Raw genomic sequence first — 4,966 nt, forward strand, 5'->3', positions numbered from 1 at the left:
GAGTCATAGGTGGCACGCTCGATCTTGCGGCTGGAGACCACCCCGGTGGCGTAGCCGTAGATCAGCAGGCTCAGTAGCACCGCCGGGTGATGTGCCTTGGAACCCCGCCCCATGTAACGCCGGGTCAACGTCGAGAGGTCCAGTTGTTCGACAACATCGACAACGAACCGCGCCAGGTGACCATCGGGCAACCACTCGTCTACCGAAGGCGGCAGCAGGTAATCGGTCTGGCGATCCACAGGGATGAAGCGGCTCATGGCGATCTTCTCAGCTCGGCGATGACGGTGGTCAGTATCTCACGGTGCAACGGAAAGTCCGACAGGCTGCTAGAAACGGACTTTTCCTTCGAAGTGCCGGGCGTGGCGCGCTTTAGGGTTAATGCCTTCAACCAGGCACGCGGGGCAGGGGCCGTCTTTCGTACCATTCCTAACAAGGTGCTTTCCATGGACGCCTTGGGCATGGGCGAGGTGTTCCAGCGCCTTTCGATGCTACCCAGGGGATTGGTGCTGGTGACCGGGCCCACGGGGTCGGGCAAAAGCACGACCTTGGCGGCGATGATCGACTACATCAACGAACAGCGCTTCGAGCATATTCTGACCATCGAAGATCCGGTGGAGTTTGTGCACACCAGCAAGCGTTGCCTGATTAATCAGCGGGAGGTTCACCGCGATACTCACAGCTTCTCTGGGGCGCTGCGAAGCGCGCTGCGCGAAGACCCGGACGTGATTTTGGTCGGTGAGTTGCGGGATCTCGAAACGATCCGTTTAGCGCTCACCGCTGCTGAAACGGGGCACCTAGTATTTGGTACGCTGCACACGACTTCGGCGGCGAAAACCATCGACCGGATTATTGATGTCTTCCCCGGTGAAGAGAAATCCATGGTGCGCTCAATGCTGTCTGAATCGCTCCAAGCGGTCATCTCGCAAACGTTGTTGAAGCGCCAGGGCGGCGGTCGCGTGGCGGCCCACGAGATCCTGATTGCCACGTCTGCGGTGCGTAACCTCGTTCGCGAAGATAAGGTGGCGCAGATCTACTCCGCCATCCAGACCGGCGGCGCACTGGGAATGCAGACCCTGAATGCCTCGCTCGCTAAGCTGGTTAAAGAGGGCGTGGTGAGTATGGAGGAAGCCCAAGTAAGAGCTAAAGGCACGCTGACGTTAAAAGATGAGTAAGGCGGCAAAAGGATAATAGACGCGATGAGTGAGCCAGCCAGCGGTATGACCGCGACCCAGTGGCTGCACCAACTGCTGGGCATCATGGTCGAGCAGCAGGCCTCTGACCTGCTTATTTCGGTGGGCGCGCCGCCCAGCCTTAAAACGCCCCAAGGGCTGGTGCCGCTGGGGCGTCAGCCGCTCTCCTCTAGCCAAGTGCGCAGCCTGGTGCTGAATGCGGTTCCCGAAAAGCAGCGGGAGCGATTTCAAGAGGAGCACGAGGCGAACTTTGCCCTAAGCCTGGAGAGTGCGGGGCGGTTTCGGGTAAGCGCCTTTCAACAGCGCAACGAGCCCGCCATGGTGGTGCGCCGCATTGCGCAGACTATTCCGACCCTCAGCGCGCTGGGCGTGCCTAGCCAGTTGGCGACGTTGGCCAATGCCAAACGCGGGCTGGTGCTAGTGGTAGGCGGCACGGGAACGGGGAAATCCACTACGCTGGCGGCGATGATTCAGGAGCGCAACGCCTCAGTCGGTGGGCATATCATCACCATTGAGGATCCTATCGAGTACTTGCATCCGCACCAGCGGGGCATCGTTAATCAGCGCGAGGTGGGGGTGGATACGGAGTCCTTCGAGGTGGCGCTGAAAAATACGCTACGCCAAGCGCCGGATGTGATCTTGATTGGTGAAGTGCGTACCCGCGAGACCATGGAGCACGCCCTCACTTTTGCGGAAACCGGGCATCTCTGTTTGGCGACGCTGCACGCCAACAACGCTAACCAGGCGTTGGAGCGCATCCTTCACTTCTTTCCCCATGAGCGGCACGAGCAGGTGCTGATGGACCTATCGCTGAATCTGCGCGCCGTGGTGGCTCAGCAGCTGCTGCCTACCCAACAGGGTGGCCGCTGCGCGGCGATTGAGATTCTGCTCTCATCGCCACGGGTGGTGGATCTGATCCGAAAAGGGCGTATTGATGAATTAAAGCAGGCCATGGCAGGCTCCCGCGACGCGGGGATGCAAACTTTCGATCAGGCGCTTTACGCGCTTTATCAAGCGGGCCAAGTCAGCCAGCAAGTGGCGCTGGCCCATGCGGATTCCGCCAACGACCTGCGGTTGATGATCAAGCAGGGCGACGCCGCTGCCAGCGGTAAGCCGTTAGATGCGCAGGTGCCGTCTCATCTTGCTCTGCGCGACGGTGACGATTATTGACGGTCGCCGCTAGGGGGCGTAAATGCCGCCCAGTACCCGCGGGCCGGTGGCGCCGGTCACGGAAGACAAGTTGCCGGGTAACCCGTGCAGGCGCTGATGGGCGAGCCAAGCAAAGGCTCCTGCTTCAATCCAATCCTCTGGCCAGCCCAGCGTAGCGGGGGAGAGTAGCGTGACCTTAGGCAGGTGCGCGGCTAACCTTTCCATCAAATAGGCATTGTGAGCACCGCCACCGCCTACCAGTAGCGTGGCGCTGGGTTGGCTTAGCGGCAGTTGGGTCACCCCTTGCGCGACACTCACCGCCGTCAGTTCGACCAGCGTTGCCTGAACATCCCGGGGGACTTCGTCGCCAGTGAGGTGGTCGCTCAACCACGCTAAGTGAAACAGCTCGCGCCCGGTGCTGCGCGGCGGCGGCTGATGAAAAAAGGGTTCTTGCAGCAGGCGGGCGAGCAGCGCTTGGTCGATTTGCCCGCTGGCCGCCCAAGTGCCGTTCTCATCAAATCGCCCGGTGTGATGCTTGGCAAACCAGGCATCAAGCAGCGCGTTCGCCGGGCCGGTATCGAAGCCCACCACGGCGCGCTCTTGTTCTTGAGGAAGCCACGTAAGATTGGCAAAGCCGCCCAGATTCAGCACGAGCTGTTCGCCTTGGCGCTGCCCAAACAGCGCTTGGTGGAACGCGGGCGCTAGAGGCGCTGCTTGGCCGCCAGCGGCCAAGTCCCGGCGGCGAAAGTCGGCCACCACCGTGCATCCCGTCAATTCTGCCAGCAGGCTCGGGTTGTCTAGCTGTAGCGTATACGCCGGACCACCCTGGTGACCTTGCGGCGCGTGCTCAATCGTCTGGCCGTGGCTGCCAATCGCTGTAATCTGAGCCGGGACGAGCCCCTGTTCCGTTAATAGTGCTGTAACGGCCTGGGCCTGGAGGCGGCAAAAGGCATCCTCGGCGGCGGCCAGTTCGGCAAAGTGCGCTGCTGGCGCGTGGCAAAGGTGCAGTAGCTGCGCGTGCAGCGTATCGGGCATGGCAACGGCAGCCGTGGCTAATAGCTTAGGCGGCGCGCCAGGAGTGATAGAGACCAGGGCGGCATCAATACCGTCCAAGCTGGTGCCTGACATGAGCCCGATATAGTAGGCCGTCGGTGTGGAGGAGGCGGTTTTCATCATGCGAGTCATCCAAAACGGGGTGAAGGCTCAACCAAGGCGGTGGAGCGTGATAACATCGCCCACTATTGATTATTTAAACGCCTTTAACGGCACATAGTACATGGAGATCGGCAATGAGTGAGGTGGATCAGGCGTTAGCGCTGCTGTCGCGGGGGACGCATGAAATCCTGGTAGAAGACGAGCTGCGTAAAAAGCTCGCGTCTGGTCGCAAGCTGCGTATTAAAGCAGGGTTCGACCCTACAGCACCTGATTTGCACCTGGGCCACAGCGTACTGCTGACCAAAATGCGCCAGTTCCAAGATCTCGGTCATACCGTCATCTTTTTGATTGGTGACTTCACCGGCCGTATTGGTGACCCGACCGGTAAAAACGTCACCCGTAAGCCGCTGACCGAAGCCGACGTCAAGGCGAATGCAGAAACCTATAAAGAGCAGGTGTTCAAAATCCTCGATCCGGAAAAGACCGAGGTGCGCTTCAACGCTGAATGGTTTGGCGCGTTAACGGCTGCCAAAATGATTGAGCTGGCAGCACAAAGCACCGTGGCTCGCATGCTGGAGCGTGATGACTTCGAGAAGCGCTACAAAGCGAATCAGCCGATTGCGATTCACGAGTTTCTTTACCCGCTAGTGCAGGGCTATGACTCCGTCGCACTAGAAGCCGATATCGAACTGGGCGGCACCGATCAGAAGTTTAACCTGCTCATGGGGCGCGAGATTCAAAAGCACTTCGGCCAGGAGCCCCAGGTGGTCATCACGATGCCCCTGCTAGAAGGTTTGGACGGCGTGCAGAAAATGTCCAAGTCGCTTGGCAACTACGTGGGCGTGGATGAAGCACCGGGCTCCATGTTCAATAAGCTGGTCTCCATGCCCGACAGCTTAATGTGGCGTTACTTCGAACTGCTCTCGCTGAAATCGAACGAAGAGATTGAGGCGTTGAAGCAGAGTGTCGAGCAGGGTGCGAATCCTCGCGATGTGAAAATGGAGCTTGCCCGCGAACTCATCGCCCGCTACCACGGTGATGAAGCCGCCGCGAATGCGCACAAGTCGGCGGGTAACCAGTTGGCCGATGGTGAGTTGCCGGAAGACCTGCCAGAAGTAGACGTCGATTTTGAAGGCAGCGAGCAGGCCCCGGTTGCGACTGTTCTGAATCGCTCAGGCTTAACCAAGAACAGCGCACAAGCCAAAGACATGCTGAAAAATGGCAGTGTCAAAGTGGATGGTGAGGTCGTTGCTCAAGACACCATGCTCGCCACTGGTAAAGTGTATGTGATTCAAGCGGGCAAGAAGCGTTACGCTCGCGTGACCCTGGTGTGAACTTTCTGAAAACTTTTTCACATTAGCTCTTGCCAACCCGGCCGCGAATCCGTAAAGTACGCATCCGCTGCCGGGGACGCCCAGCGTTACCAGCGGTGAATGAGGTTGAAAAACCTCTGGTTTGTCAGGAAGTTAGAG

4 protein-coding genes and 1 pseudogene are annotated in these 4,966 nt (G+C 59.2%); 3 read left to right on the top strand and 2 right to left on the bottom strand.

What is annotated here, in order from left to right; genetic code table 11:
• Positions 1-257 (bottom strand): transposase (locus BMY49_RS16770; protein ID WP_143058119.1); only part of this gene is annotated, 257 nt, incomplete at its 3' end.
• A gap of 60 nt (positions 258-317) precedes the next feature.
• On the opposite strand from BMY49_RS16770, the pseudogene BMY49_RS16775 reads away from it, so the two are divergent.
• Together BMY49_RS16775 and BMY49_RS16780 are read left to right on the top strand one after the other, a co-directional pair.
• Positions 318-1,172 (top strand): annotated as a pseudogene (locus tag BMY49_RS16775) (type IV pilus twitching motility protein PilT); the annotation flags it as partial.
• Between the two features lie 24 nt (positions 1,173-1,196).
• Complete coding sequence (locus BMY49_RS16780; RefSeq protein WP_089676109.1) at positions 1,197-2,360, top strand: PilT/PilU family type 4a pilus ATPase; 1,164 nt, start codon at positions 1,197-1,199, stop codon at positions 2,358-2,360.
• A 9-nt stretch (positions 2,361-2,369) separates the two neighbouring features.
• On the opposite strand, the gene BMY49_RS16785 is transcribed toward BMY49_RS16780, so the two are convergent.
• Complete coding sequence (locus BMY49_RS16785; RefSeq protein ID WP_089676111.1) at positions 2,370-3,512, bottom strand: anhydro-N-acetylmuramic acid kinase; 1,143 nt, start codon at positions 3,510-3,512, stop codon at positions 2,370-2,372.
• A gap of 116 nt (positions 3,513-3,628) precedes the next feature.
• Between BMY49_RS16785 and tyrS the strand changes: the two genes are divergently transcribed.
• On the top strand, positions 3,629-4,828 hold the full coding sequence (tyrS, locus tag BMY49_RS16790; protein WP_089676110.1) for a tyrosine--tRNA ligase: 1,200 nt from the start codon (positions 3,629-3,631) through the stop codon (positions 4,826-4,828).
• The last annotated feature ends 138 nt before the right edge of the window (positions 4,829-4,966 follow it).

Origin of the sequence: Vreelandella aquamarina, from assembly GCF_900110265.1 — a bacterium.
In the GTDB taxonomy this organism is placed as follows: Bacteria; Pseudomonadota; Gammaproteobacteria; order Pseudomonadales; family Halomonadaceae; genus Vreelandella; species Vreelandella aquamarina.